At 50.1% G+C, this 26781-nt stretch carries 23 protein-coding genes and 1 other annotated feature; of the genes, 8 read left to right on the forward strand and 15 right to left on the reverse strand.

All coding sequences use genetic code 11. The features are described from left to right. On the forward strand, positions 1–348 hold the full coding sequence (locus tag NYE29_RS30475) for a YugN family protein (protein WP_076112035.1): 348 nt from the start codon (positions 1–3) through the stop codon (positions 346–348). Beyond that, entirely contained in the window at positions 345–1589 is a 1245-nt protein-coding gene (gene ftsW, locus NYE29_RS30480; RefSeq protein ID WP_340898819.1) for a putative lipid II flippase FtsW, read from the forward strand. The genes NYE29_RS30475 and ftsW overlap by 4 nt, the downstream gene beginning before the upstream one ends. A gap of 210 nt (positions 1590–1799) precedes the next feature. On the opposite strand, the gene NYE29_RS30485 is transcribed toward ftsW, so the two are convergent. Further along, positions 1800–2165 carry an Asp23/Gls24 family envelope stress response protein gene (locus NYE29_RS30485; RefSeq protein WP_019911482.1) on the reverse strand — a complete coding sequence of 122 codons (366 nt, stop codon included), beginning with the start codon at positions 2163–2165 and terminating at the stop codon, positions 1800–1802. Positions 2166–2320: 155 nt separating this feature from the next. On the opposite strand from NYE29_RS30485, the gene cax reads away from it, so the two are divergent. Then, on the forward strand, positions 2321–3391 hold the full coding sequence (gene cax, locus NYE29_RS30490; protein WP_076112038.1) for a calcium/proton exchanger: 1071 nt from the start codon (positions 2321–2323) through the stop codon (positions 3389–3391). Between the two features lie 105 nt (positions 3392–3496). Here cax and NYE29_RS30495 read toward each other — a convergent pair whose 3' ends face one another. The 5 genes from NYE29_RS30495 to NYE29_RS30515 all read right to left on the reverse strand — a co-directional run bounded on the left by NYE29_RS30495 (position 3497) and on the right by NYE29_RS30515 (position 8554). Next, positions 3497–3799 (reverse strand): YlaN family protein, encoded by a 303-nt coding sequence (locus NYE29_RS30495; protein ID WP_038590492.1) that lies wholly within the window; start codon positions 3797–3799, stop codon positions 3497–3499. 148 nt (positions 3800–3947) lie between these two features. After that, a complete protein-coding gene (locus NYE29_RS30500; protein WP_038590490.1) occupies positions 3948–4193 on the reverse strand; it encodes an HPr family phosphocarrier protein in 246 nt (81 codons plus the stop codon). Between the two features lie 104 nt (positions 4194–4297). Then, positions 4298–5413 carry an aminopeptidase gene (locus NYE29_RS30505; protein WP_038590487.1) on the reverse strand — a complete coding sequence of 372 codons (1116 nt, stop codon included), beginning with the start codon at positions 5411–5413 and terminating at the stop codon, positions 4298–4300. Positions 5414–5511: 98 nt separating this feature from the next. Beyond that, the gene (locus tag NYE29_RS30510) at positions 5512–6378 is read right to left on the reverse strand and encodes a hypothetical protein (protein WP_340898821.1); all 867 of its coding nucleotides are present in this window, start codon (positions 6376–6378) and stop codon (positions 5512–5514) included. Positions 6379–6541: 163 nt separating this feature from the next. Then, on the reverse strand, positions 6542–8554 hold the full coding sequence (locus NYE29_RS30515) for a sensor domain-containing diguanylate cyclase (RefSeq protein WP_340898824.1): 2013 nt from the start codon (positions 8552–8554) through the stop codon (positions 6542–6544). A gap of 391 nt (positions 8555–8945) precedes the next feature. On the opposite strand from NYE29_RS30515, the gene rpsD reads away from it, so the two are divergent. Then, positions 8946–9545 (forward strand): 30S ribosomal protein S4, encoded by a 600-nt coding sequence (rpsD, locus tag NYE29_RS30520; protein ID WP_038590482.1) that lies wholly within the window; start codon positions 8946–8948, stop codon positions 9543–9545. Between the two features lie 170 nt (positions 9546–9715). Next, the gene (locus NYE29_RS30525) at positions 9716–10249 is read left to right on the forward strand and encodes a GNAT family N-acetyltransferase (RefSeq protein WP_076112044.1); all 534 of its coding nucleotides are present in this window, start codon (positions 9716–9718) and stop codon (positions 10247–10249) included. Between the two features lie 21 nt (positions 10250–10270). Here NYE29_RS30525 and tyrS read toward each other — a convergent pair whose 3' ends face one another. Next, positions 10271–11524: a tyrosine--tRNA ligase gene (tyrS, locus tag NYE29_RS30530; protein ID WP_340898826.1), complete on the reverse strand. Its 1254-nt coding sequence runs from the start codon at positions 11522–11524 to the stop codon at positions 10271–10273. 68 nt (positions 11525–11592) lie between these two features. Continuing rightward, positions 11593–11848: a binding site (T-box leader), on the reverse strand. Between the two features lie 137 nt (positions 11849–11985). Here tyrS and NYE29_RS30535 point away from each other — a divergent pair. After that, complete coding sequence (locus tag NYE29_RS30535) at positions 11986–14895, forward strand: transglycosylase domain-containing protein (RefSeq protein WP_340898827.1); 2910 nt, start codon at positions 11986–11988, stop codon at positions 14893–14895. A 102-nt stretch (positions 14896–14997) separates the two neighbouring features. On the opposite strand, the gene acsA is transcribed toward NYE29_RS30535, so the two are convergent. After that, positions 14998–16722 (reverse strand): acetate--CoA ligase, encoded by a 1725-nt coding sequence (gene acsA / locus NYE29_RS30540; protein WP_340898828.1) that lies wholly within the window; start codon positions 16720–16722, stop codon positions 14998–15000. Between the two features lie 161 nt (positions 16723–16883). On the opposite strand from acsA, the gene NYE29_RS30545 reads away from it, so the two are divergent. Then, complete coding sequence (locus NYE29_RS30545) at positions 16884–17516, forward strand: GNAT family N-acetyltransferase (protein ID WP_076112048.1); 633 nt, start codon at positions 16884–16886, stop codon at positions 17514–17516. Between the two features lie 19 nt (positions 17517–17535). Here the strand turns inward: NYE29_RS30545 and NYE29_RS30550 are convergent, their stop codons facing one another. The 3 genes from NYE29_RS30550 to NYE29_RS30560 all read right to left on the reverse strand — a co-directional run bounded on the left by NYE29_RS30550 (position 17536) and on the right by NYE29_RS30560 (position 20123). Beyond that, the gene (locus NYE29_RS30550) at positions 17536–18231 is read right to left on the reverse strand and encodes a 5'-methylthioadenosine/adenosylhomocysteine nucleosidase (protein WP_340898830.1); all 696 of its coding nucleotides are present in this window, start codon (positions 18229–18231) and stop codon (positions 17536–17538) included. Positions 18232–18324: 93 nt separating this feature from the next. Beyond that, positions 18325–19335, reverse strand: coding sequence for a catabolite control protein A (gene ccpA, locus NYE29_RS30555; RefSeq protein ID WP_038590464.1), 1011 nt, complete (start codon positions 19333–19335; stop codon positions 18325–18327). Between the two features lie 335 nt (positions 19336–19670). Further along, positions 19671–20123: a hypothetical protein gene (locus NYE29_RS30560; protein WP_340898832.1), complete on the reverse strand. Its 453-nt coding sequence runs from the start codon at positions 20121–20123 to the stop codon at positions 19671–19673. A 213-nt stretch (positions 20124–20336) separates the two neighbouring features. Between NYE29_RS30560 and NYE29_RS30565 the strand changes: the two genes are divergently transcribed. After that, a complete protein-coding gene (locus NYE29_RS30565) occupies positions 20337–20861 on the forward strand; it encodes a type 1 glutamine amidotransferase domain-containing protein (RefSeq protein ID WP_038590459.1) in 525 nt (174 codons plus the stop codon). Positions 20862–20945: 84 nt separating this feature from the next. On the opposite strand, the gene NYE29_RS30570 is transcribed toward NYE29_RS30565, so the two are convergent. The 4 genes from NYE29_RS30570 to NYE29_RS30585 form a co-directional block, all read right to left on the reverse strand. Continuing rightward, positions 20946–22358 carry a DUF4179 domain-containing protein gene (locus NYE29_RS30570; RefSeq protein WP_340898834.1) on the reverse strand — a complete coding sequence of 471 codons (1413 nt, stop codon included), beginning with the start codon at positions 22356–22358 and terminating at the stop codon, positions 20946–20948. Beyond that, positions 22348–22881, reverse strand: a complete 534-nt coding sequence (locus NYE29_RS30575; protein WP_076112055.1) for a sigma-70 family RNA polymerase sigma factor — start codon at positions 22879–22881, stop codon at positions 22348–22350. The genes NYE29_RS30570 and NYE29_RS30575 overlap by 11 nt, the downstream gene beginning before the upstream one ends. 193 nt (positions 22882–23074) lie before the next feature. Further along, a complete protein-coding gene (gene ptsP / locus NYE29_RS30580) occupies positions 23075–24841 on the reverse strand; it encodes a phosphoenolpyruvate--protein phosphotransferase (RefSeq protein ID WP_076112057.1) in 1767 nt (588 codons plus the stop codon). Continuing rightward, positions 24838–26724, reverse strand: coding sequence for a glucose PTS transporter subunit IIA (locus NYE29_RS30585; RefSeq protein ID WP_340898835.1), 1887 nt, complete (start codon positions 26722–26724; stop codon positions 24838–24840). The genes ptsP and NYE29_RS30585 overlap by 4 nt, the downstream gene beginning before the upstream one ends. Positions 26725–26781: the final 57 nt, after the last annotated feature.

Raw genomic sequence — 26781 nt, forward strand, 5'->3', positions numbered from 1 at the left:
ATGATATTTGAGAACACGGGCCTCGTAGGATTGAAAAGCGATCTTCTCTATCTGGACGAAAGCGCGGCCAAGGCCGGGTTCATCCGCTGGCAATGGGAATACTATCGCGCCACTTACGACTGTAAGATCGAAGATCAGCAGAACGGCGGAGAATACTTCCTGCGGATCAATACGCGCGCTGTCGAAGGAAAGCTGGAGAAGCCGGATACCATACTTACCATTGAAGCCGTTTACTTGGGCAAAGCAACCTTTCCCCATGGCCTGGAGTATACATCCCCTGTGCCGCAGCCTGTACTGGACACTGCCGCTAAGCGGATACTTGAACTGAAAGAGCTGTTGGAAGCTTGAGTAGCGTAAAGGGAAAGACAACCAAAAAAGTCAGCCTGCCCAAAAGAGGAACACCCGACTTCCAACTGCTTATTCTCACTTTGCTCCTTGTCGGCTTTGGACTGGTTATGGTTTTCAGCTCCAGCTCCAGTCTCACTCTGGCCAGTCAAAAATTCGGCAATGATTCGTTGTATTTTGTAAAAAAACAAGTTGTCTTTGTCATACTGGGAACTATCGTCATGTTTACGGTCATGAATATCCATTACAGCAAATTCAAAAAGTGGTACGTGCCCATCTTCATCCTTACCTTGATTCTGCTGCTTGCAGTGGCCTTCGCGGAGCGTATCAACGGTGCAAAAAGCTGGCTGAGCATCGGGAAGCTGGGCATCCAGCCTACCGAGCTGGCCAAACTCTCAATTATCCTTTATTTATCTGCACTCATTTCCAAAAAAGGCGAGCGGCTGAGGGATTTGCGCACCGGTTATATTCCGGTGATGGTCATTGTGGGAATTGTGGCCGGTCTGATTATGATGCAGCCGGATCTGGGCTCCTGTCTTATTCTGGTGGCTACCAGCGGGCTTGTCATTTATGCCGGGGGGGCCAGTATGAAGCATATTCTCGGTTCAATCGCCTTGCTAGTGCTGGGGGTTGGACTTGTCATGGGGGCAAAGACAGCGATTGATTCCTTGTCCCCGCCTACAAGTGAGAACATAGCCGCCAATGATTACAGAAAAGACCGGATTTCAGCCTTCCTGGATCCCTCTCAAGATGCTTCAGACAGCGGCTATAATATCATGCAGTCTTTGATTGCCCTCGGAGAAGGCGGAACAACAGGCTCCGGATTTGGACAAAGCGTGCAGAAGCTTCATTACCTGCCATATCCGTATACTGACTTTATATTTGCGATAATCGGGGAGGAACTGGGGTTTGTTGGAACCTCGATCTTTCTCCTGCTGTATCTGTACTTTATCTGGCGAGGCATTCTGATTGCACTCAGGTGCACCGATCCCTTCGGCACACTCGTCGGCATCGGAGTCATGGGACTGATTGCCATCCAGGCCTTTGTCAACATCGGCGGGGTGACGAAGACGATTCCGTTGACGGGGGTAACCCTGCCTTTCATCAGCTATGGCGGTTCCTCTCTGCTTGTTTCCATGCTGTGCATGGGAATCATGCTCAGCATTTCGAGAGAAACCAACCGTCCCGCCAAGGAGGAGGTCACGAAATCCGTGACCACTGTCAGAGGTGTCCGGGCCCGCTAAGGGTACATAGGAGGAAATCTTGGTTAAATCAAGTGGAAACGACTTCTCCGTCCTCAAAAGGACGGTATCCGTTTCAGCGAGAAATAGAAGGATAATTTATAGCGTGAAGCATATAAATTATTATATTTACAAAAAGGCAGTCCGGAGAGAACCTCCCGGACTGCCTTTTTGTCATGCCCCCCGCCTCACTGGAGAGACGGGAATAACCGCTTACGAAATTTCGTCATTCTTGAAGGCTACGCCTTCCACTTTGACATTAACCTCAACAATATGAAGCCCTGTCATGCTCTCTACTGCTTCGCGCACATTCTGCTGAAGCATCCGGCATACCTCGTGAATCGGAGTTTCATAGAGAACAATAATACGCAAATCAACTGCCGCTTCAAGCTGTCCCACTTCAACGGTAACACCCTTTTGCACGTTTTTACCGCTCAGACGCTTAGCCCAGCCTTCTGACAAGCCGCCTGACATGGCCGCAATTCCCGGAGTCTCCAAGGCAGCCAAGCCGGCAATTTTCGAGACGACATCATTTGATATCCGTATGTTTCCCATTTCCAATTGAAGTTGTTCCGCCATGCCATATCCCCCCTACACTCATTATCAATTATTGTAATTCGAAAACAGGCTAAAAAGCAAATGACTTTCTATCATGCCCGTTTACACACTGGATCAATTTGGTTATATTGAATTATGAATTCAACCTACATATACAAGACTGGAGTGTGCCACACTTGAAAAAATGGATTTCACCTTCGCTAATGGTCATTACTTTCCTACTTAGCGCAATTGGTCACTATGCAGATTGGGACCACACCCTTCAGTTCGTGGTATCTGCCATCGCCGTCATTTTTGTGGCAGGCTTCCTCGGAAGGGCCACAGAAAGCGTAGCCCACTACGCCGGTCAGCGGCTCGGAGGTTTTCTTAACGCAACCTTCGGCAATGCGGCCGAACTGATCATCGCCTTCTTCCTGGTCAAGGAAGGGCTGTATGACATGGTTAAAGCCTCTCTCACCGGTTCGATCATCGGTAATCTGCTGCTCGTTCTCGGGCTCAGCATCTTTGCCGGCGGCATGAAATTCAAGGTTCAGAATTTCAATGTCACGTTGGCCGGACTGAACGGTTCCTTGATGATCGTGGCCGTCATTGCCTTGTTTGTTCCCGCCATGTTCTTCAACACCCACTCCATCACGGAGAAGGACACCGACGTGCTAAGTCTTGTTGTCGCAGGGCTGCTTATCGCTGCGTATATCGCCTGGCTGGTCTTCTCCATGATAACACACAAGAAATACTTGGAGGATGTCACTGTGGACGGCGACGAAGAGCTGCCGAACGAGCACGCGCCCGCCTGGTCGAAGAACAAATCCATTCTTTATCTTGTACTGGCTACAGTGATGGTCGCTTTCGTCAGTGAATGGCTGGTCGGGACGCTAGAGACGTTAACCGAACGTTTCGGGTTCAGTGAGCTGTTCGTCGGTGCATTCCTTGTGGCGATTATCGGTAACGCCGCGGAGCACAGTGCCGCAATCATGCTGGCGATGAAGAACAAGATCGGCGCCGCCGTGGAGATCGCCGTCGGCAGCAGCCTGCAGATTGCCTTGTTCGTAGCCCCCGTTCTGATCTTTGCCAGCTACTTTATGGGCGATACGATGGATATTGTGTTCACCATCATCGAGATCGTTGCCATCGCCGTCTCAGTGTTTATCGCTAAATCGATCATACAGGACGGTGCAACCAACTGGTATGAAGGACTTCTGCTGCTCGTTGTTTATATGATTCTAGGTGTCTCTTTCTACCTGGTATAAGGTTGACGCCCCCCAGAAGCTGCTACACTTCATACGAAACAAAAAACGCACATGAGCGGCCCGGCGGTCCTCATGTGCGTTTTTATAAATGGTTAGAGACTTGGCTTACAGCTCGCGCTCTTCCGCCTTCTTATTCAGAGCCTCGTATAGCACGGCCAAATTGCGTTCCAGCTCGCTCAGCACAAGCTTGCCCGTTTGCTCAGGCACCAGTCCCGCTCTGACCGCAAAATCGACCTCTTTGGAGAAGCCGTACATCTGGGTATCCAGCACTTCCTCATAGAGAGGGCAGTAACGTGTCGCCAGATTCTCCATCTGCACTTCGATGAGCTTCTGAATTTTATCGGCATCTTCTTGTAGAAGAGTAATCGCTTTAAGATTAAGCTGTTCCTGCAAATCCGATGAAGTCATGCATTTTCCCCCCCATGTCTAAAAGTTACAGCTGCAAATGCTATTTAATTTAATATTAGTCGAAATCCGAACCCAATACAAGAATTCAGTTTTTAATATATATAAAAACGTCCCACCGCAAGGGCAGGACGTCTTCGGAAATAGTAGATTACTCCGCAACAACTGTAAAATTCAAACCGTGTTTGGCAAAAACTTCACTCATTGCTTTTTTCGCTTCTTCGGCATCTGTGCCATGAACATGAAGCTCGTAGCTTTGGCTGGAGACCAGAGTAGTGAACAACCCAAGAATACTCTTAACATCAATATACTTGTTGTCCGCTTGAAGAACGATAGAAGAGTTGAACTGGCTTGCCGTTTGGGCAATATCCACGATTGCCGCATTGTTACTGGACATAGGAATCCCTCCGCAACTTGATTATGGAACAAAGTCTTTTCTAATCAATTCCATGATACATTGAATCCGCTTACTCGCGCAAGGTGTTTTCTTTTTATTACATCTTATTTCAGGTTTTCGGGGTTCAGACCTTGAAGTTCCGGAATAACGAAGATACCATCCTTGCGGATCAGCACATCATCAAAATAGATTTCTCCGCCGCCGTATTCCGGACGCTGAATCAGCACCAGATCCCAGTGAATGGACGAGCGGTTGCCATTATCAGTCACATCATAAGCCTGGCCCGGGGTGAAATGCAAGCTGCCGGCGATTTTTTCATCGAACAGAATGTCCTTCATAGGATGCAGAATGTAGGGGTTGAAGCCAATGGCAAATTCACCGATATGGCGTGCGCCGTCGTCGGAATCCAGAATTTCGTTCAAGCGAACCGTATCATTGCTGGACGCTTCGACTATTTTGCCGTTCTCGAATTTGAATTTCACATTTTCAAAAGTCACGCCGTTATAAAGTGTCGCAGCGTTGTAGCTGATCGTGCCGTTGACGGAATCACGAACAGGAGCACTGTAAACCTCGCCGTCGGGAATGTTTTTTTGGCCGGAGCATTTCTCGGCGCCGATGCCCTTAATGGAGAATGTGAGCTCTGTTCCCGGTCCCGCGATACGAACCTTATCAGTTGCACGCATCAGCTCGGCAAGCGCATCCTGTGCTTTGTCCATTTTGGCATAATCCAGGTTACACACCTCGAAGTAGAAGTCTTCGAATGCTTCCGTAGTCGTATTTGCCAGTTGGGCCATACTCGCATTCGGATAGCGCAGAACCACCCATTTGGTGTGCTTCACGCGTTGTTCACTATGTACCGGGTGGGAATACAGGGAGTTGTACAGCTTCATATTCTCTTCCGGCACATCAGCCAGATCATTGACATTCTCTCCTGCACGGATACCGATATAACAATCCATTTGCTTCATCCGGTTCAGATCAATCTCCGCCCAGGTCTGCAGACTCTCACGGGTAGCATATTGAAGCATGCTGCGCAGAACAGTCCGGTCCGTCAGCTGCACGAATGCGTTACCTCCGGCTTTGCCGACTTCCTCCACAACAGCTTTAATCAGATCTCTTTCGCTGCCGATCATTTCAACGAGCACGTTCTCGCCCGGCTGCACATTTACGGAATACCCTACAAGGTTTGCCGCAAGCTTCTGAATTCTTGGATCCTTCATTCTTCTCTCTTCCTTCCTCATCACTAAAAATAAACATACTATTCTATTGTAGCACGCCCGCAAAAGAGCGCAAGATCTCATGGTCAGTTAGCTCTGCTTCACCGGAACCCATAAAAATCAACTTTGGTGATGTAAGTTTCTTCGGCGTCACTTCCGGCGGCAGTTGGATATTTTACCTTACGGGTCCAGGTCAGCCGCTTGGGCAGATTGCGCTTCACATCCACCTTCAGATAATACACCGATGAAATTTCGGCTTGCTCGAGCCTCTGCCGCAGCTCCTCGTCCTTCTGCTCCCATAATGCCATCATTGCCTCATTGACCTGCTTAGGCTTGCCTGCGGCCTCCTGTGGCTTGCTGTCACCGGACGGACGGATCAGCAGCATCTCTCTCTCCAGCTCGGCAGACAGCTGTTTCCTTGCCTCTCCTGATGTCAGCTCAATCCGAAGTTCTTTGGTCCCTCTGGCGGCTCCTGCCCGCTTCGTTACCTTTTTCTCATTGCCCTCCAGTTCTTCCAGCTGAAGCAGCGGATTGAGCGCAGGAAGCGGATTACCTGCATTGGCTGCTGGAGCACCGGTCAGCAGCGTCCATTCCCCGTCTTTTTTCTCCAGTTGCGTGAAGTATGCCTCGGGAGTTTGTCTCTGTTCAAGCTTTTTCAGACCAGCTTTAGCTGCTGCCTTGGTCTTCCCATTCTCATCCGGCAGCAAAGTATACAGACTTACCTTGTTGTGATCTGCAACCTTCCCACCATAATAGAGCGCCGATTCCTCAAGCGGCTTCCCTCCCAGCAGTAATGCAGCGGCACCTTCAAAGGATACCCCGTCTGTACCGTCCATCCCGGCCAGAACAAGACTCAGTTCCTGGTCAGCCGGCTTATCCGAAATGGCACCACAACCGCTGCATAGCAGACAATATAAAGATAGAACTACGGCAAGGATCGCCTCGCGCCGCCATAAAAGTAATTTCATCGTGTTCAAGCCTTTCCCGGTCAAGTGTAGTTGCTCCTACAAATTCACCCGGAGGCGGAGCCGAGGCCAAGTAGAAATATCCGGGTGAACAATTATTAATAGGTTCCCCCTGCTGCCCGGGCTTATACTTTGATATATATCTCAAAAAAAAGAATCCCCGCCGTCAGGCCAGAGGATTCTTTGCCGTACTATCCACTTTCTTGGTATCAATGACAACCTGATTGCGGCCGTTGTTCTTCGCTTCGTAAAGTGCCATATCGGCCCTGTAGAACAGTGACTCCACACTCACCCGTTCATCTGTCCAGCTCCATTCCGCGATGCCGCAGGATACGGTAACACGAGGCTCGGTCTCACCCATTACCCGCTTGCGGATCCGTTCGGCTACATAAAAAGCCTGCTGCACCCCCAGCTGCGGCAAATAGACCGCCAGCTCCTCCCCGCCCCATCTGGCAGCGATATCGCCTTGTCGGATGGAGGACTTCACAATCTCGCTCACCTGCTTCAGAATTTTGTCGCCCTTCTGATGGCCGTAGGTATCGTTGACCGTCTTAAACTGATCAATATCAACGACAATCAAAGAGCCGCAGAAGTCCGACGTCTGCCTCTCCTTGATCTCCTCATCCAGGTAATGGCGGGCATAAAGACCGGTGAGACTATCACGGTTGGCCAGGAACCGCACCTCAGCATGCAGCCGGGCGTTGCCTACCGCAAGCCCGATGTGGCCCGCCATCGCCTGCAGCAGCCTGAAGCTGTCATAGGAAAAGAAATACGGTTCCCGGTGGGCAAGCATAATAGCACCGCGTACTTCTCCGCCTACATTAAGGGGAGTAGCAATCAGCGACTGCGAGCAAGTTGCGTCCATGAGCTTCGAAGAGGGTCCCGGCGTATTTAAATAATCCGACAAAATGATCGGCTCGCCTGTAGTGTAGACATTGCCTCCCAGCCCTTGTCCTACTTCTATAAGTTCATTGCGCAGCGGAAGATGATTGCAGGCAATCGCCTCCAGCCCGCCTTTCTCTTCATTCATATGCAGAATGCAGCAATAATCGGCAGCAAACATCTCCAGCAGTTCTTCAAAGGCATACTGAAAAATATCGCCCAACCGCAGGCTTTGGTTCAAACGCTGTGTCATTTCATTGCTCATACGCAATTCACGAATAAGCTGGTTGGAGCGTTCATACAGCTTGGCATTCTCAAACGCTGTCCCGGCCGTATCGGCAACCATCGAGAGGAAACGCAGGTCAACCTCCGAAAAAACGGGCTTATCCATAATCATATGGAAGACACCGTACACGCCTTGCTTCCCTCCGAGCGGGAGGCCGACCTCCACATGCTGACTGTCCTCGCGCCCGGCATGCAGCGCTACCCGGCCGTCCTTGAAGGCACGCGCGCAGACATCATCACTATCCCAAAGCAGCGGAAGCGGCTTTACCTGCGGATGCGTGCTGCGGTGGTCCTGTGACATAAACAGCTCCAGACGGGCACCCGGATACATCGCAGCAATGCTCTCAATGACCTCGGTTAGAACGGCGTCAACATCAATGTTGTCGTGCATCCGCTGGACAATTTGAAACAGGAGCGAACGGCGGATGCTTTCCCGTTCGGCATGCTGGTACACTCCCGCTAGATCTGATACAAAAACATGCTCAAACCTGCGGTAAAAACAGGTCTGGAAATGCATGGCCATTGCTTCAGCCGTATTCTTTCCGCCCTGCTCATACTCCACGGCTGTCATGGAGCAGGCAAGCAGAGCGAAGATTTCCCGTTGACCTCGGGTAAACACCGGCAAGGTCAAGAGGTACACAGCTTGTCCGTTCTTCTGTTCCGGGGCAGCATTGGCCTCTCCGGAAAGCAGGCTTAGTCCTGCAGCTTCCGCCCATTGCGCATCCCAGCCCTCCTCTCGGATACTGCCGGCACCTGAGTCTAAAGGTTCAATCCATTTCCCTTCAAAATCCAGCAGACCCCAGTCCCATGATTCCGCGAAGGGAGGGACAGCCAGTCCACGCCAGTCCGCGAAGCTTTCCGCAATTAAATTGGCTGCATACGGGAAATCATAGGATACAATATCCGTTTCCCTGAGCCATGCGGCGGGATCTATCACATCTCCGCTTGACTGCATAGTGTCCTGCAACAGCATACGAGTGTCTTTGCGGCCGTATGCTTCCTGAACTGACATAAGCGGATCCCCTTTGCGTCTCATATTATTAATCTTCCGATAACATCTAATTAGCTATATTTTACTCTCTTTTTTCCTGTATTGCATTATATTTTCCTGATTTGAGGGATTTTTTTTAGGACCAAAGAACTAACGACAAAGATAGACAAAATCTCCTTAAAGATGCACTTGACTTTAACTGTTGTTTTCATATAATATTTATTGTTGAACAAGACTGTAACAAGTCTTAATTGGGCGTAACGTTGTGTCACCCTCTACGCATTTCGTTACTGCCAGGGCAGCGGCTGAACTTCCCTGGCAGTGTGAAACCATTTGACGCTTTCACGGATACGGATTGCGGCGCAAATAGGCCCTACAATGAAATTTCAAATATAAAGGAGTCTACTATAACATGGCACGTTACACCGGACCTAAATTCAAACTCAGCCGCCGTCTGGGCATTTCCCTTAGCGGTACAGGCAAAGACCTGAAACGCCCTTTCCCACCAGGACAGCATGGCGCTAACCAACGCAGAAAAGTAAGTAACTACGGAATGCAGCTTTTGGAAAAACAAAAACTGCGCCACATGTACGGCTTGGGCGAAAAGCAGTTTAAAACTCTTTTCACTAAAGCACAAAAGATCCAAGGTATCGCGGGCGAAAACTTCATGTTCCTGCTCGAAAGCCGCTTGGACAATCTGGTTTACCGTCTTGGTTTCGCTAACTCCCGTGCAGGCGCACGTCAGTTGGTATCCCACGGACACGTAACCGTTAACGGCAAAAAAGTCGACATCGCTTCTTACCGTGTAAGCGTGGGCGACGTTATCGGACTTCGCGAAAGAAGCCGCGCTATGACTTCTATCAAAGAAGCTTTGGAAAACCGCTCCCACCTTCCAGCTTACCTGGAATATGCTGACGGATCTTTCGAAGGCAAATACATCCGTTTGCCAGAACGCGCTGAGCTTTCCCAAGACATCGATGAGAAACAAATCGTCGAGTTCTACAACCGTTAAGATTTCGCGAACAGCGAATGCAAAGCAAAGCCTCCGGAGAATTCCGGAGGCTTTTTTGTATGCTTGTTCTTGTGCCAGGCGAGATAATTCTATTTAACAAGTCTTTTCCATTCCTTCTGAATTAGCTTCTGTGGTAAATTCAGGATAACTACTGAATCGGAGGAACCTGAATGCATCTAATAAAAGATAATTTAGTCATTCGTGAAGCAACTGCCGACGATGCGCAAATATTGTGCAACTGGTGGAACGATGGAATGATCATGGCCCATGCCGGATATCCTGAAGGTCTCGGTACTACAGTCCAAGAGACTCTGGATATGCTTCAGACTGCTGCCGGCTGCAACCATCGCCTGATCCTGGAAATCGATGGTATGCCCATTGGGGAAATGAACTTTAGAATATTTGCCGGGCACTGCGCAGAGATTGGCATTAAAATCTGCAACTTCAACCACCATAATCAAGGACTTGGGAGTGCGTTTCTTACTATGCTTATCAGCTCCCTGTTTAAGCAGATGGAGATTCAAAAAATCATTCTGGATACCAACCTCAAGAACTACAGGGCACAGCATGTCTATGAGAAGCTCGGCTTTCGCAAAGTTGCGGTTCATCATGACTCTTGGAGAAATCAGCTCGGGGAGCTGCAATCTTCAGTTGACTACGAGTTAACTAAAGAGAATTATGTAATAAAAGCTTCAGCAGATTAGCTGAAATATGCAAAATAACCCCTAAGCTAATGTTAATTTGGCAAACTTCCGCTTGCCTATCTGGACAATGTCGCCCTCCTGCGGCTGGATTTCTCCGTTCGGATCCCCCTGCTTCACCCCGTTCAGCTTCACTGAGCCCTGCTGGATCGAACGTTTAGCTTCGCCATTGGAGCCTGCAAAACCAAGCAGCGTTAACAGCGTGACCAGCTTGATTGTGCCGCCCAACAACTCTTTAGACGGTATGCCGATTGTCTCAATATCCTCCGGGAGCGCACGCTGCTGGAACACCGTAATGAAGTGCTGCTGCGCGGCCTCCGCGGCGGCTGTTCCATGGTACATTCGTACTAATGTATATGAAAGACGCATTTTGACATCCCGCGGATGGGCCGTCCCGTCGGCCAGACCCGCTTTCAAGGCAGCGAGCTCCTGATTGCTGATATCTGTAGCCATTTCGTAGTATTTCAGCATCACCTCGTCCGGCACGGACATCGCCTTGCCATAGATTTCATTAGCCTCTTCATCAATACCGATGTAATTCCCGAGACTCTTGCTCATCTTCTGCACACCGTCGATTCCTTCCAGCAGCGGCATCAGTATAACAGCTTGCGGTTCCAGACCATATTCCTTCTGCAGTGTACGGCCCATCAGCACATTGAACTTTTGGTCCGTACCTCCAATCTCCATGTCGGTCTTAAGAGCAACGGAATCCATCCCTTGCATCAGCGGGTAGAAAAATTCATGAATGCTGATGGCCTGGCCGCTATGGAAGCGTTTGGAGAAATCGTCGCGTTCCATCATCCGGGCTACAGTTACTTTTGCCGCCAGATTTACAACATCCGAGAAGGACATCGGGCTGAGCCATTCCGAGTTGCAGAAGATCTTTGTTTTCTCCGGGTCAAGAATCTTATAAATCTGCTTCTTGTAGGTCTCGGCATTGCGCTGCACATCTTCTTCGCTAAGCTGCCTCCGTGTCTCGGATTTGCCCGTAGGATCCCCGATACGTCCGGTGAAATCTCCGATAACCAGCTGCACCTGATGTCCGAGTTCCTGGAACTGGCGCAGCTTATGAATCACAATGGTGTGTCCCACGTGAATATCCGGCGCCGACGGATCAAGACCCAGTTTGATGTTTAGCGGAATACCCGCAGCAACGGATTTGATCACTTTGCGCTTCATTTCCCCCTCTGGCACTATTTCCACGGCACCGCGCATGATCACTTCCATCTGACGCTCGACTTCCTGCTGTTGGCTGATTGAAAGCTCTTCCCATGTCATTTCCTTATTCCTCCCAGTTTTTCAACACTAATCATTCCAAAGAACGCAAAAAGAGCCTCTCATTCATCCCAAGGGACGAGTAAGAGGCTCGCGGTACCACCCTAATTAAAGATTTGCCGTGCCGGAGCACAAGCATTCTCTTTCACTTCATTGCCATAACGGGCTTGCACCCGGTCCAGGACTACTGAACAAGCGAAATGCGCTTGTAGTTCCTCCGGACAGCTCCAGACTGTAATTCAAAGGGGCCTGCTGCCGGTTCGCACCACCCACCGGCTCTCTGAAACACATGGCTTCCCTTCTACTGATGTCTTTCCACGCTTTTCGAATATCCAATTGAGTAAACTTATACCATAGGACCTTTTAAAAAGTCAACACCTCATGAATTCGACTTTCAGGCAGAAGCGCATTCAAATACGCCAAATTGTGCTATAATAGTTCCGTTAAAAGGAGGATTATCGTCGATGGTTGAGGAGAACAAAAAGAAGACCGTAAAACAGCATCCACCCCGAAGATCCTGGCTCCGCAGGTTCGGTTCAGTCGTAAAGTGGATGTTTATACTCGGCATACTAGGCATTCTGTTTGCTGGTGGTGCCTTGGCAGGCTACATAACTTCCATTGTGAAAGATGATCCTGTGCGCACCGAGGAATTGATTCAGCAGCAAGTCAGCTTGAACGCCGTCACCGGGTTTGCCTATTTCCGGGATGGGCAACCGATCGGTCAGCTTCGAACCGAAGAAGACCGCAGGCTAATTGAATTCAATGATATTCCACAGCTTGTGATTGATGCCGTCCTCGCTATAGAGGACAATAACTTCTATGACCATAAAGGAGTGGATTTCAGCAGTACCCTTCGTGCCGTCAAGCAGAAGCTGCTCAACGAATCGGTCCAGACCGGGGGCAGTACGCTTACCCAGCAGCTCGCAAGACGTGTATTTCTGAATCTGGACCGTACGGAAGACCGCAAAGTGAAGGAAATCCTGCTCTCCCTGCGGCTTGAACGTTTCTTATCCAAACAGGAAATTATTACGGCATATCTTAATAAGGTACCCTTTGGGAACGGCTCCAACGGTTATAATGTGTTCGGTATCAAAGCCGCATCCAAGGGCATCTTCGGTGTGGAGGACCTTGAGAAGCTGAATGTTGCGCAAGCTGCCTATTTGGCCGGTCTGCCCCAGCTTCCTTCCAAGTATTCCGCATTTAACGGGGTGGGTGAATTCAACGAGACGGCCTTTAACAGAGCCATGGAGCGCCAGCAGCTCGTACTGCGGCGGATGCTGGAGGAGAATAAAATCACTTCCTCCCAGTATGATGAAGCGCGCCTCTTTGACATCAAAGGCTCTCTGGCACCGCATTCTAAGAAGGCCTATGCTACATTCCCTTACTTGATGCTGGAAACCGAACGCAAGGCGGCAGAGATCCTACTGTCGATCAACGAAGACAAGAAAGAAGCGAAAGATACCACGAGTTCGGCAGAAGACACAGTGCTTCTGGAGGAAGCCCGTCAGAAGCTAATGACCGGCGGATACCGTGTATACACTACGATTGACAAAAAAGTATACAGCGCTATGCACAGCATCTCCGAGAACAGTGATAATTTCACAAAAGACAGCAAGGCCAGAGGCAAGGAACAGACAGCCGGGATGATGATTGAGAACAAAACCGGAGCCATCCTGGGGATGATCGAAGGCCGGGACTTCAACATTGAACAGATGAACTATGCTACTCAGATGGTCCGTCAGCCCGGCTCGACCATGAAGCCGATTGCTGCTTATCTGCCTGCACTTGATGCAGGTCTGATCCAGCCTGCCGGCATCCTCGACGATGCTCCAATCATATTGAAGGATGGTTCCAAGGGATTCCACATCCCCAAGAATGCCAACAACCGTTATCAGGGTCTGGTTACCGCCCGCTATGCGCTTAACAAGTCTTTGAACATTCCTGCGCTCAAGCTGTTTAATGAGAAGGTTGGCATCGAAGACGCCTGGGCTTTTTCCAAGAAGCTGGGGATTACGACCATCCAGGATGAAGACTACAGTGCAAAAACCGGCGTAATCGGCGGTCTGCGTTATGGTGTATCCGTCGAGGAACTGACCAATGCCTACTCCTCCATCGCGAACAATGGCGCTTTTACCGATGCCTATATGATCGAGAAGATCGTCGATTCGGAAGGAAAAGTCGTTTACCAGCATAAGGTCAATCCGGAGCAGGTCTACTCCAAACAGACGGCATACCTCATGACGGATATGCTGCGCACAGTCATTACCGACGGAACTGCCAGCACTGTCAGAAAGAATTATAAACACTTCAAGGACGTACCGATTGTCGGAAAGACTGGTTCTACCCAGAATTACGGCGATGTGTGGTTTATGGGCTATTCACCGGATGTCACTCTCGGAATGTGGGTTGGCTATAAGGAGCAGATCAATACGCTCCAGGGAGATGCCCAGAAACGGCAGGCCCAGACGTTATGGACCAAGGTCATGAATGCTGTTATTGACAAGCGGCCTGAGCTGTTCGTAACGAAAGAGTTCAGTAAGCCTGACGGCATCGTCAAAAAGACGGTTTCGGCGTACAGCGGCAAGCTGCCTACCTCTTTAACCGACAAGTTTACTACAGACATGTTCAATGCCAAGTATGTACCGACTGAAAGTGATGACGGTATATCCAAAGCCAAATACATCACATACAAAGGCGTGAATTATATTCCGCTGGAAGGAACCCCTGAGGATTTCCTGAAGGAGAAGATCGTGGTGAAACGCGAGAAGCCGATTCAGGATCTGGTCAAGGAGCTGCTCGCTGCTTTCCCTGCAATGAAAGAGCATAAGGATTTGTCATATTATATGCCGGCTGATGCCAAAACCGATTTCCCGACCGAGGTGGATCCGCGTGTCGACGACGGTACAGCTCCTGCTGCTCCAGGCGAAGTAAGCGTGTCTTACAACAGCGGCAAAGCCGTAATCAGCTTTACGCCTAGCAGCTCATCAGACGTTGTAGGCTACCGGCTGTACCGTTCCATGAACGGAGGCCCATTCAAGAAACAGCTTGTACAGTCAGCCGGTGAAGGCACCGCTTTCTCATCAGGCACACCTTCCAGTGTGAATGCCACCTTCTACGTGGCTGCCGTTGATGTGGCCGATCATGAGTCAGCTTCCGGCAGTGTAGCCGGGGGTGCTACCCCGACTCCCGAAGCGACGCCTGCTCCGACAGAACTGCCGGGGACAGAACCAACGCCGGAAGGGGAGATTATACCGGGTGCTACCGAAGATCCCGGTATGATCATCGTTCCGCCAGTGAACGGAACGGAGACACCTCTTGACAGCGGAAGTGGAAGTAACGCTGCCGGAGGAAATGCTACCGGCAACGGGCAATAACCGCTATAGCGGATTGCCTGAGGCAATCCATACAGAACAGCAAAAACACCGTTTCCGCGGATTCGCGGGAAACGGTGTTTTTTGTTATGCTGCCGGTATGGCTTAGTCCTCAATGGTCGACAAATCCCCTTCAGGCAGATGCAGCTCCCAGGCTTTCAGCACCCGGCGCATAATTTTGCCGGAGCGTGTCTTGGGCAGCTTATCTTTGAATTCGATCTCCCGGGGCGCTGCATGAGCGGATAAACCGGCTTTGACAAAAGCGGCGATCTCTTCTTTAAGCTCCGTGGTCGGATAATAACCTTCCCGCAAGGAAATAAACGCCTTGATGATCTCTCCCCGCAGCACATCAGGTTTGCCGATGACTCCAGCCTCGGCTACCGCCGGATGCTCTACCAGCTTGCTCTCCACCTCAAATGGACCAATCCGTTCACCAGAGGAATTGATTACATCATCTATCCGGCCCTGGAACCAAAAATAACCATCCTCATCCATGTAGGCTGAGTCACCCGAGATATACCATCCGGGAATCCGGAAATACTCGTCGTATTTGGCCTTATTGTTCCAAATGGCGCCCATCATGGACGGCCAAGGGGTTCGAATCGCAAGATTTCCCATGGAATAAGGCGGCAGTACATTGCCCCGGTCGTCCAATATCGCTGCTTCAATGCCCGGCAGCGGACGTCCCATGGAGCCCGGCTTAATGTCCATCCGCGGGTAATTGCAGATTAACTGCGCGCCTGTCTCTGTCATCCACCACGTATCATGAATGCGCTGATGATAGAATTTGTCACCCCAGCGGACAACTTCCGGATTTAACGGCTCCCCTACGGACAGCACATGGCGCAGGCTGCTTAGGTCGATGCCCTCCAGGCTAGCCTCCCCTGCTCCCATCAGCATGCGGAAAGCGGTAGGTGCACTGTACCATACAGTAACGGCGAAACGCTCAATCGTCTTGTACCAGTCCTGCGGGCTGAAACGCCCGCCCCGCACCACATTGGTTACTCCGTTCAGCCAAGGGGCAAAGATGCCATAAGAAGTGCCGGTGACCCAGCCTGGATCAGCCGTACACCAATAGACATCGTCAGGCTGCAGGTCCAGTACGATTTTGCCGCTATAATAGTGTTGGATCATTGCTCTTTGTACATGATAGACACCTTTGGGTTTACCTGTGGAACCCGAGGTGTAATGCATAATCAGCCCGTCATCCAAACTGAGCCACTCGGGCTCAAGTTCAGCTGAAGCTGCCACCATCTCTTGTTCAAAGCCTAATATCCCCTGCTCCACATCGGTTGCACCGCCGACAACAATAATATGGCGCAGTTCCGGCAGCTCACTCTGCTTCACCCGGTGTAGGAGCTCCGGTGTAGTCACCAGCGCCACTGCACCGCTGTCCTCAAGCCGGTCCTTAACCGCCGTTTCCATAAATGCCTCGAATAGCGGACCAGCCACTGCTCCGATCTTAAGAATACCCAGCAGACTGAAATACAGCTCCGGCTTCCGCGGCATAAAAATAAACACGCGGTCTCCTTTGCCAATGCCGTGCTTGCGCAGAACGTTGCCGAACCGGTTGGAGCGTTCCTGCAAATCGGAGAAGGTATATCTTTCCTCTCTCGACGAATCGCTGTAAAGTAAGGCGGTTGACGCCCCACGGCCTTCCTGCACATGACGGTCCACGGCTTCATGGGCCATATTCACCTTGCCGGTACTATACCAGGAGAAGTCCCTCTCTACATCCTCCCACCGGAATTCGCTGACTGCCTGGGAATAATCCGCCATATTTGCGTTTTGCACGGTGCCCGGCAAAATTTCGCTGTGGACTTGCCCCATTACTCTTGCCTCCCTTACTAGTTTGATTTAAGCTTTAAGGGCGAGATTGATTTCCATGAAAATCCTGTCAATGTATTAAATGTGAAGTTTTTATGTCGGAATTAGTATATCACAGCAAGCGGTTACATTCCATATTTTAGTTAAGCGAAGGGAGCCCATTCATGGAGCACCGCAAAATCCGCGTTTCCCATACCTTTGTATATAACAGCAAGAATATTACAGTCAGTGGACCTTTATCTCCAGGCCTGCTGGAGGGCCTGCATATGCATCCTGATCTGGATGCCTTCCGCAAACCAAGCGAACAGCTGGAAGCACTCATAGACATCGCAGGCCTGCCTGAGGGGCGGGTGATCGCCGCTGTCGAAGACCAAACTGTTATAGGCTATGTAACCTTTCACTATCCGGATGAAATGGAGCTTTGGTCACAGGGGGGAATGATGGATCTCATTGAGCTGGGGGCTGTAGAGGTGGCTAACGGGTATAGAGGGAGCGGGCTTGGCAAGCTGTTGATTTCCACCGCCTTTGAGCGGGAGCAGTTGGAGAACTGCATCGTATACACCACGGAATATTACTGGCACTGGGACCTGAAAGGCAGCGGGCTTGATGTATGGGCCTACCGGAAAATGATGGAGAAGCTGATGAAAACCGTAGATATGGTATGGTATGCTACGGATGATCCGGAAATCTGCTCTCATCCGGCCAACTGCCTTATGGTCCGTATCGGACGGGAAGTTCCGATGTCGTCTCAGGAAACCTTTGACAGAGTGCGCTTCAGACAGCGCTTTATGTATTAGGATAACCTGCTCTGCCCGATCACATTGCCTTCAGCATATATTCAAGTATGGCATGGGAACGCTCGGAAGCCTCTACTGTGAATTCGTGATAATTGACATTCGCCGACCCGTCAGCCTTATCTGACATTGAACGTAGGATGACAAAGGGGATTTCATTCATGAAGCACACCTGTGCAACAGCAGCCCCTTCCATCTCGGCGCAGGCGCCGTTTAGCTCCAGCCGCAGCTTGGCAACCAACTCTGCACTGGCTATAAATTGATCACCGGACAACACAACTCCGGTCACGGATTGCTGCTTAAGGTCATGACAGGCTTGTTCAGCAAGCTGCACCAGTGTTTGATCTGCCGGAAAGGCGGAAATCTCCTGATAAGGAATAACCCCTCTGGGGTATCCCAATGCAGATACATCCATATCATGCTGAATACACTGCGAAGAAATCACGATATCACCGATGTTCAGTCCAGGATGAACTGCACCTGCTACTCCTGTGAACAATACCCGCGAGACGCCGAAGCTGTCCAGCAGAATTTGCGTCGTGACCGCAGCGTTGACTTTGCCTACCCCTGATTTGCACAAAACAGCCGACTTGCCAAACACCGTCCCTGTGTAGTACTTTATACCTGCCTTAACCGTTGTCAGCCTATTGTCCATACTCTCCAGCAGCAGTTTAATTTCTTCATCCATGGCTCCGATTAATCCGAACACTTCACTCATCGGTACTCCTCCTGATCATTAATTATATGTATACAGCATAAAAAGCCCCAAAAGGAGCTTTTTACGATCTTATATGCTACTTGTAAGCCAGTATTATTTGTTCACATGATTGACGGACAAGCGGAGAATCGTTTCATGCGGCAGAATGACGCGCGGATTCTCAACGGTTTCCTTCTTCATCAGCTTCGTGAGCAGTCTCATAGCTACCGCTCCCAAGTCATACATTGGCTGGGCTACAGTCGTCAATAGAGGGCGAACCATCGAAGCCATGCGGATGTTATCCACACTGATGATCGAGAAATCATCCGGCACCTTAAGGCCTTCATCCTGGATGCTGTGAATGGCGCCAATTGCCATTTCATCTGTTGCGGCAAAGATCGCAGTTGGTTTCTTCTTAAGGCCCAGGAAGTACTTCATGGCTTCGACACCGGATTCGTACCGGTAATTACCGATTCGCACGAGATCCTCCTGATACTCAATACCTGCAGCTTCCAGTGCTTTCTTGTAGCCATGGAAACGTGCATAACCGTTTGCAGGATCCTGCAGCGTTCCGCTGATCATTGCAATCTCACGATGACCGTGGCGGATAAGTGTGTTGACAGCGTCAAATGCAGCATTCTCATGATCGATATCAACCGAAGGATAGGTTCCCTTCTCATCACGCGTTGCGCAAAGAACAATCGGTACGGCAGAAGTCTGGAAGGCTTGGATATGTTCTTCCGTCACTGTTCCGCCCATGAAGAGCAGCCCGTCCACTTGTTTCTCAAGCAGGGTGTTGATGACCCGGATTTCCTTCTCTTTGCGCTTGTCTGCGTTACACAGAATAATATTGTAATGATACATATTGGCGATATCTTCAATCCCGCGTGCAATTTCAGCAAAAATCGAGTTTGAGATATCGGGGATGACAACCCCAACAGTTGTCGTTTTCTTGCTGGCGAGTCCTCTCGCCACGGCATTTGGACGATAGCCCAAACGCTCAATCGCTTCAAAAACCTTCTTCCGAGTCTGCGGTTTCACATTGGGGTTATTATTCACAACCCGTGATACCGTAGCCATAGATACGCCTGCTTCTCGAGCTACATCGTAAATGGTTACCGTCAAATTACTCTCTCCATTGCGATAAATTTTATCGTTCGACTAATTAAAATTATGATACGACACTTTGTACAATTGTGCAATGATAACGCTTCATTTTCCTTTCAAAATTCTTTCAAAGGCTGAACACATCATCCTGACGCGGGCTGTATTCACTAATGCTTCAATATAGCTCTCCACTCGCAAAACTGAAATATCAGCAGCCAGGGAAGGGGTGGAAATCAGCAATAGTTCTCATCCGCGCTGCCACAATTCAACTAACCTAGTACTATCGTAACAAAAAGCGCGTGAAAAATCCAACATTCGTGAAAAATTTTCAATGATTTTGCAGAAAAAACTTTTCATTTAGCGCTTTTTGTACATTGTAACGTCAATTGTGACAGTCTTTGAGCCGTTTCTTCCATCCATTTCAGGTCAGCCAGATCCCCGGCAACGCGATAGACATCAAGTAACAGATCAATACGGCTTTGAATAGCTGAGCGAATGCTCTCTTCCAGCTCAGAAATACCGCCGTGGAAAAAGCCCGAGGAGAAAGTTTCCTTCAGCACATTGGCCCATTCATTTATGTCAGCAAGAGAAAGATGGAGTTTGGCTGGATGCTCCCCCATCTCACCGATCAGTTCGCCCAGATCCCGTTTGATAAAGGGCAAGGGTTCGTAACGGGCACATACTCCGCAGGTGTAGACCGGAACATGGGTAATCTTTATCTTACCGCTATAAATCAATGTATGCATATGTATAGTCATAACTCCGCCGCAGCCGCATGTCTTCTTTACCAGATTGTCTTTTTTCATCTCCCACACCTCAGGAATAATATTGAAACAACACGAGAGTCCGCCTTTTCAATAGCTATATTCGACCTCTCTCTCCATAATCCCTGCTGATTTGCATATAAAGATTTATTTGGCAATTAACCCAGTGTTTTCAATACCGAAAGATGACTTCATATTTCAAATTTGATAGAATGTACAGGACAAGAATCATATTCCTGAAAGGAGCTGCAGAACATGAGACTGGCCGGTAAAAAGGTCATCGCACTTGTAGACGATGAATTCGAAGATTTGGAGCTCTGGTATCCCGTATACCGGGTAAGAGAAGAAGGAGCCGAAGTGCATCTGGCAGGCCTAACGAAGGACAAGACTTATGTCGGCAAATACGGGGTTCCCGCCACAGCTGAATATTCCTGGGATGAGCTCAGCGCAGCCGATTACGACGGCATTCTGGTACCGGGAGGCTGGGCGCCCGATAAGATCCGCCGTTACAGCGCCGTACTAAAGCTGGTACAGGATTTCAATGAAGCCAAGAAGCCGATCGGCCAAATCTGCCATGCAGGCTGGGTGCTGATTTCAGCCAAAATCCTGGAAGGCGTAACCGTTACTTCTACGCCCGGCATCCGTGATGACATGGAAAATGCCGGAGCCATCTGGAAGGACGAGCCCGTGGTTACTGACGGGCATATTATCTCCGCCCGCCGGCCGCCGGATCTGCCGCCTTACGGCAAAGCCTTCTGCGATGCTCTAGCCGGAGAATAAGCTGAAAGCAATCTTCTCACAAAGATAATTAAGCCCTGCCTCTCAACTTACCGAGGTGCAGGGCTTGTTGCCGCGTTAAGGCAGCTATTTGCGGATGGAGAGGGATACCGTTTCCTTCAGCGGATTCGGGTAGCCGTTCAATGTGAATGTCAATGGCTGAGGAAGCTTTGCTTTGCCTAAAGCATAATAATACAATGTTGGCGGTAAGGCCGCCTTGTCTGATGACTCCTTGCGCGCCGGAATACTGATATCGGACATAATGGTGGAGTACACCTGGCCTGAGGCATCCTTAAACTCATCGTTTAACAGCAGTATTATTGAATCAGAAAATCTGGTCTTTGGTGACGGTGAATAATATTCCAGAATCATGGTGGAACCTTCTGCAGTACTGTTTACGGAGACCTTCAAATTTTTATCGGGTGCTTTAATAATCTGCTGCTTCTCTGTGTCGATAATCAATTCCGTTGCATCCTTGGCCAGCGCATGAATTCCGTCAATCTGCAGTCTGAGCGGCTGCTTGGAATTGTTATCATTTGCAAATACCAGACTCTTCTTGCCTTCTACAACTAGTGTACGGAATGAACTTAGACTCATAAATTGATCTTCACTGCCTAATAACATTCTGGGATTAAGCAGTGCGAAAATCCGCTTTGAATTCTGCGGATTATACTCCTCTTCCACATAAATACCGGTTGTTGAAATGTATACCTCATTGACATCGACCTCTTGTCCTGCAATGGTCAGAGTACGGTCTACATGGATGAGTTCTCCTGTTTTAGCCATTTTATCGTGATCAAGGGTGACCGGTACGGACAGTTGTGCCAGAGGCTTTACTCCACTTGAAGTAGCTGTCTGTGTCTTCTCACCAAGATTCAGTTCCAATGTGATCTGATCAGGCAGTGACCTGAAATCGCCGCCCCACTGCAATACCTCATAACCGAGGGTAATACCTGGCTGCACATCTTTAGGAGACCACGCGTTAGGATAGTTCACGGCTGAATATCCTTCACCCGCAAACTGTAGACGGTTCACCTGCGACTTACGGCTCGTATTGTTTTGCAGCGAATACAATATGAGGATTCCCTTGCGGTCGGCGGCGATCCCATCCACCGTTAGCACGTACCCATTCTGCTGTGCCGAAGCACCGCTGATGCGCTGTACTAATCCCGCATCGATTGCCGACGATACCGTAATATTGCTGCTTGCCACTTTACGGTATGCCTCAAATGCATTGCTGCTCTGGGCTGATACCAGCGGACTCTGGGCATTTTGCGGCTCTGACTGCTTACCGATCCAAGGGAAGGCAAACAACATCACAATTGCCAATACCGCCGCTATACCGATCGAATACCGCTTGCCTGCAGATATACGGTAACTTCGGGGTCCAGACATCCCGCTGCGTATCGCCGCATTCAATTTGATCTCCGATATCTCCTCTACCTGCCCAGACAACCCGTCAAAATATTCCTTCAGCAAATTCTCCTCGCTACCGGCCATGTACAAGTCCCCCTTTCATTTGGTCACGCAGCTGCTTTAAGCCCTTATTCAGCCAGGTCTTGACCGTCCCCTCCGGCTTGCCGAGGACTTCCGCAATCTCTGTAAGTGTCATATCACGGTAATATTTCAGTACAAGCACCTGACGGTATTTCAATTTCACACTGTCAAGGGCCTGTTCCATGTCCAGCTTGCGGTCACTGGTCATTTCCATCACTCCAGTACTGCCTGCATTCGCAGGCTCTACGGAAACTAACCGTTTTCTCCGCTTCAGTTCATCGTTGCAGCAGTTGATCAGAATTCGTGTCACCCAAGGTGCAAACCGTTCCGGATCTTTGAGACTTTTCCGTTTGCTCCACGCCCGGTACGTAGCTTCCTGCAGCATTTCGAGTGCATCTGACTCACTGCGGAAGTAACTGAAAGCGATCCCGTATAGTATTTTCTTTTGCTCTGATACGAGCCGGATAAAAGCCTGTCCACTCTCATCACCAAACTGGACCCGTTCAGCCTCCATTAGATTTTCCATTCTCCGCTTGCTTTGCCTCCCTCATACAGCAGCCTCAAAAAGCGCCTTTTTATACTTTCATCTATACTGACTCTCCCAAGGGAAAAACGGTTTTGCTTTTTTTATAAATGGCTGTTCAAGACCAGTAACGCAAAAAGCCCGGCGCGTTCGCCGGACCCTTCACTTCTTCGAATATTATTCTGATTCCCTAAGACTAGGATGTCTTCTCTTTCGGATCTTCACCCGCACTCAGCGATAGGCCACTCCGTCCTGCAAATGCGCTTAGCATCTCTTCTGTCTGCAAACTGGTACGGTGCCGGAAACATGCTTTGGCCATCTCACTGGCTTCCGACGCCAGTGTGTTCAGTGTACGGTGCTTCACCCGGAGCAGCGCCTGCGGCGACATACTCAGCTCGCTGATTCCCAGCTCCAGCCAGAGCGGCAGAGACCGTTCATCGGCAGCCATTTCACCACAAATACTCACGCCGATGCCAACTTGCCGCGCAGCTTCCACTGTCATGCGAATCATGCGCAATACCGCTGGATGATAAGGGTGATACATATGGGCGATCTGTTCATTCATCCGGTCAACAGCCAGCACATATTGCACCAGATCATTTGTCCCAATGCTGAAAAAGTCCACTTCTTCCGCCAGCAGATCCGCGATCATAACGGCAGCCGGAACTTCAATCATAATGCCTACCGGTACATTGCGGTTATACGGAATGCCTTGCTCGTCCAGCTCTGCCTTGACCTCGTTCAGCACCGCTTTGGCAGCTTGTACTTCTTCTACGGAAGAAATCATCGGGAACATCATCTTCACATTGCCGTAGTGGCTGGCACGCAGGATCGCAGTCAGCTGTGTTTTGAACATATCTTTGCGGTCGAGACTGATCCGGATGGCGCGGTAGCCCAGGAATGGGTTCTGCTCGTCAGGAAGCTGGAAATAATCCAGATGCTTGTCTCCCCCGATATCCAAGGTACGGATTACAACGGTGTTGCTGCCAACCTTTTCGGCGACAAGCTTATAGACCTCAAACTGCTCTTCTTCTGTCGGGAAGGAATGGCGGTCCATGTACAAAAATTCCGTACGGAACAAACCAACGCCCTCCGCTCCGTACTTCAGGGCCATATCCAGCTCTTTGACCGAGCTGATATTACCGGCCAGCCGCAGAGATACACCATCTTTGGTAATGGCCTCCACTGTAGCAAGCAGCTCCAGCTGTTCTCTCTTACGCTGCTGCTTATCGCGTCTCGCTGCGTAGTCTCTTACCGTTAGCTCATCCGGATGAAGCTGCAGAATCCCGGTTTCACCGTCGAGCACCAGCAGATCTCCGGTCTGAATCGGATTGGGCAGTTTGTTCTCCAAGCCAGCCACCAGCGGAATACCAAGCGCCCGGGCCATTATGGAGGAATGGGAAGTTTTGCCGCCCATCATGGTGACAATTCCCAGCACATAGACCGGATTCAAATGAACCAACTGAGAGGGAGATAACTCCTTCGCCACCAGTATATAGGGCTGTGTATCAGACGGCAGAGTTACCTCGGGTGCACCCAGCAAATGCTTTAGCAGACGGTTGCCGACATCCTTGATATCAACTGCCCGCTCTTTCATATATTCATCGTCCAGCAGATCAAACATCGCTACAAAATGGTCAATGGCTTCCTTGACCGCCACTTCAGCCGCCTTGTATTGGCGTTCGATAATGCCACGGATTTCACTCATGAACACGGGATCATCCAGAATTGCCAGATGGGCGTCAAAAATACTCGATTCCTCCGGCCCCACGACTTCCCTGAATTCTCTTTTGATAAACTCAATTTCATCTTTCGAGGTGCGGATTCCTTCGTATAAACGCTCAAATTCCTTGGCCAGATCCACCGGATTTACCTGCGTATCCGGCAGGCTCCATTCCCAGTTCGGCAAGACAAAGGCCTTCCCGATGGCAACACCTGCTGCAGCGCCTATGCCTTGTATCATGCTTCAATCCCTCCAACATTGCTTTCATGTAATACCACGGACATTACGGACGATTGCCCCTTTTTCACAGTTTTAAATGGAGCATAGCTCCAGGATTTCACACGGTCAGGGTTGGTAATCACCATCGGTGTAGCAAGCGAAGCCGCATGTTCACGCAAAAAGGTAAGATCGAATCTCACCAGCAACTGGCCCGGCTCCACACTGTCCCCTTCCTGCACAAGCGCCTCAAACGGCCCCTTAAGCTGTGAAGTGTCGATCCCGATATGCATAAGCACTTCCAGCCCTTCGGGCGTTGAGATGCCCACTGCGTGCATTGTAGGGTACACGTGCATCACCTTGCCAAACACGGGTGAGACCAGCTCCCCTTTATCCGGGAAAAAGGCCACCCCGTCCCCAACCAGCTTCGCGGCAAAAATATGGTCCGGCACTTCCTCAATCGGCATCATTCGGCCCTGCATTGGAGAACTGAACAGCACCTGCGGCAGATCACGAAGCATCAGCTTGTCAATCTCCTCACGGATTAGCTCTGAGTAGGTGCCGAATACCACCTGCACGTTCCCGCCGCCCAGCTTTATAATTCCGGCCGAGCCCAATCCCTTGAGCGCCCCGGTATCAATGAATCGGTCATTATGCACAGTTAATCTTAAACGGGTGATGCAAGCCTGAACTTGTACGATGTTCTCTTTGCCCCCCAGCGCCTCCAGAATGAGCGGAGCCTGATACGGGATATTCCCTGCCCAGTCGCCCAGTTCAGAGCCTTCCTCACGCCCCGGCGTCGGAATCTGGAAACGGCGGATCGCCCAGCGGAACACGTTATAATAGACAATCCCATAACCGATCCCGATCGGGATCAGCAGCCAGGCGCGCTGCGACAGGTGCAGGTTCAGGATGAAGTCAATTACCCCTGCCGAATAAGAGAAGCCATGATGGATGCCAAGCGAATAGGTCAGCACCATCGCAAGACCGGACATGACTACGTGCAGTGCGAATAAATATGGCGAAGCGAACAGGAAAGCGAACTCAATTTGCTCCGACACACCGGTCAAAAAGCAGACCATTGCGGCACGCAAAAAAGTTTTGCGGATCTTCGGCTTCAAATCCTCCCGCGCTTCCTGAATAATAGCTAAGGCAATCGCTGGCAATGCGAACATCATGATCGGAAAAAGTCCGGCCATAAAGATGCCCGCAGTAGGATCTCCCGCAAAAAACCGCGGCAAATCCCCCTGGACGACCGCGCTGCCGTCAGGAGTAGCAAAGCTCCCCAGCTGAAACCAGAACAAATTATTTAAAATATGATGGAGGCCAAAGGCCGTAAGCACCCTGTAAAGCACCCCGTAGACGAACACGCCATATCCGCCGGTCGCCTGTATATCCCGGAAAAGCACGTCCAGCCCTTGCTGAAGCAGCGGAGAAACGCCGAGCATCACCCAAGCGAATAAGGCCGAGAACAGGCCCATGAACAGCAGGACAAACCGCGAACCTCCGAAGAATTGTATGGCTTCTGGAAGCTTGATATTTTTAAACCGGTTATGCGCCACGCCGGCGACAATCCCGAGTATGATTCCGATTAATGTAGCAGGCTGAATATCCCCGTTCCCCATATGGGTAACAATCCGGTCATAAGTAAACATTCCAGCCAGTGCAGCCAGCCCAGCCGGTCCGGCTTGATTAGACAACCCCCACGCTACGCCGACAGCAAACAAATAAGGCATGAAATAAAATATTCCCTGCCCCGCATATGTAGTCACTTCGGATACCGAAGAAAGTCCCCATGCAGACCACGGTAAGCTGCCCAGACTAAGCAGGATGGCGGCCGCCGGAAGCACCATGGTAGGAAGCATTATGGCTCTGCCCAACTGCTGCAATGATCCGAGCCAATTCAAGGTGACCCTCTCCTTTCATTCTATATTGAATGGTACGCGCTGCGACAGCTTTTGTCA

Source organism: Paenibacillus sp. FSL M7-1046 (assembly GCF_038007405.1).
In the GTDB taxonomy this organism is placed as follows: Bacteria; Bacillota; Bacilli; order Paenibacillales; family Paenibacillaceae; genus Paenibacillus_AQ.

Coding starts and splice junctions, on each gene's coding strand:
- NYE29_RS30475 (WP_076112035.1), top strand. CDS start 1: ATGATATTTGAGAACACGGGCCTCGTAGGATTGAAAAGCGATCTTCTC.
- NYE29_RS30485 (WP_019911482.1), bottom strand. CDS start 2,165: ATGGCGGAACAACTTCAATTGGAAATGGGAAACATACGGATATCAAAT.
- NYE29_RS30495 (WP_038590492.1), bottom strand. CDS start 3,799: ATGACTTCATCGGATTTGCAGGAACAGCTTAATCTTAAAGCGATTACT.
- NYE29_RS30500 (WP_038590490.1), bottom strand. CDS start 4,193: ATGTCCAGTAACAATGCGGCAATCGTGGATATTGCCCAAACGGCAAGC.
- NYE29_RS30505 (WP_038590487.1), bottom strand. CDS start 5,413: ATGAAGGATCCAAGAATTCAGAAGCTTGCGGCAAACCTTGTAGGGTAT.
- NYE29_RS30510 (WP_340898821.1), bottom strand. CDS start 6,378: ATGAAATTACTTTTATGGCGGCGCGAGGCGATCCTTGCCGTAGTTCTA.
- NYE29_RS30515 (WP_340898824.1), bottom strand. CDS start 8,554: ATGTCAGTTCAGGAAGCATACGGCCGCAAAGACACTCGTATGCTGTTG.
- rpsD (WP_038590482.1), top strand. CDS start 8,946: ATGGCACGTTACACCGGACCTAAATTCAAACTCAGCCGCCGTCTGGGC.
- NYE29_RS30525 (WP_076112044.1), top strand. CDS start 9,716: ATGCATCTAATAAAAGATAATTTAGTCATTCGTGAAGCAACTGCCGAC.
- tyrS (WP_340898826.1), bottom strand. CDS start 11,524: ATGACATGGGAAGAGCTTTCAATCAGCCAACAGCAGGAAGTCGAGCGT.
- NYE29_RS30535 (WP_340898827.1), top strand. CDS start 11,986: ATGGTTGAGGAGAACAAAAAGAAGACCGTAAAACAGCATCCACCCCGA.
- acsA (WP_340898828.1), bottom strand. CDS start 16,722: ATGGGGCAAGTCCACAGCGAAATTTTGCCGGGCACCGTGCAAAACGCA.
- NYE29_RS30545 (WP_076112048.1), top strand. CDS start 16,884: ATGGAGCACCGCAAAATCCGCGTTTCCCATACCTTTGTATATAACAGC.
- NYE29_RS30550 (WP_340898830.1), bottom strand. CDS start 18,231: ATGAGTGAAGTGTTCGGATTAATCGGAGCCATGGATGAAGAAATTAAA.
- NYE29_RS30560 (WP_340898832.1), bottom strand. CDS start 20,123: ATGAAAAAAGACAATCTGGTAAAGAAGACATGCGGCTGCGGCGGAGTT.
- NYE29_RS30565 (WP_038590459.1), top strand. CDS start 20,337: ATGAGACTGGCCGGTAAAAAGGTCATCGCACTTGTAGACGATGAATTC.
- NYE29_RS30570 (WP_340898834.1), bottom strand. CDS start 22,358: ATGGCCGGTAGCGAGGAGAATTTGCTGAAGGAATATTTTGACGGGTTG.
- NYE29_RS30575 (WP_076112055.1), bottom strand. CDS start 22,881: ATGGAAAATCTAATGGAGGCTGAACGGGTCCAGTTTGGTGATGAGAGT.
- ptsP (WP_076112057.1), bottom strand. CDS start 24,841: ATGATACAAGGCATAGGCGCTGCAGCAGGTGTTGCCATCGGGAAGGCC.